Raw genomic sequence first — 709 nt, forward strand, 5'->3', positions numbered from 1 at the left:
AGGCGACGAGCGCCTCTTCGTAGCGTCCTAAGTTAATTAGCGCACCTCCTTTGTTGGTGAGCGCTTCGTGGAAGTCGGGTTTAATGTCTAGGGCTTGATCATAGATTGTGATTGACTCTTCATAATGTCCTAGGTTAAATAGCGCATTCCCTTTGTTGAAGAGTATTTTGTGGTCGTCGGATTTAATGTCAAGGGCTTGGTCAAAGGCGGTGATCGCCTCTTCATAGCGTCCTAAGTTACCTAGCGCAATCCCTTTGTTGAAGAGCGCTCCGTGGAAGTCGGGTTTAATGTCTAGGGCTTGGTCAAAGGCGGCGATCGCCTCTTCGTAGCGTCCTAAGTCATCTAGCGCACTTCCTTTGAAGTAGAGCGCGTAGTGGTAGTCAGGTTTAATGTGCAGGGCTTGGTCAAAGGCGGCGATCGCCTCCTCATAACGTCCTAGGTTACCTAGCGCACTTCCTTTGTTGGCGAGCGCCATGTGGAAATCGGGTTTAATGTCTAGGGCTTGGTCAAAGGCAACGAACGCCTCTTCGTAGCGTCCTAAGTTAATTAGCGCACCTCCTTTGTTGGTGAGCGCCATGTGGAAATCGGGTTTAATGTCTAGGGCTTGGTCACAGGCGACGAGCGCCTCTTCGTAGCGTCCTAAGTTAATTAGCGCACCTCCTTTGTTGGTGAGCGCTTCGTGGAAGTCGGGTTTAATGTCTAGGGCTTG

Annotated in this window: 1 protein-coding gene; it reads right to left on the minus strand. The window is 50.6% G+C overall.

Going from position 1 to position 709, the window contains the following annotated elements:
* Nucleotides 1-709: tetratricopeptide repeat protein (locus JUJ53_RS19740; protein ID WP_204153747.1), on the minus strand; the 709-nt coding region annotated here is incomplete at both ends.

The organism is Leptolyngbya sp. CCY15150 (assembly GCF_016888135.1).
Taxonomy (GTDB): Bacteria; Cyanobacteriota; Cyanobacteriia; order RECH01; family RECH01; genus RECH01.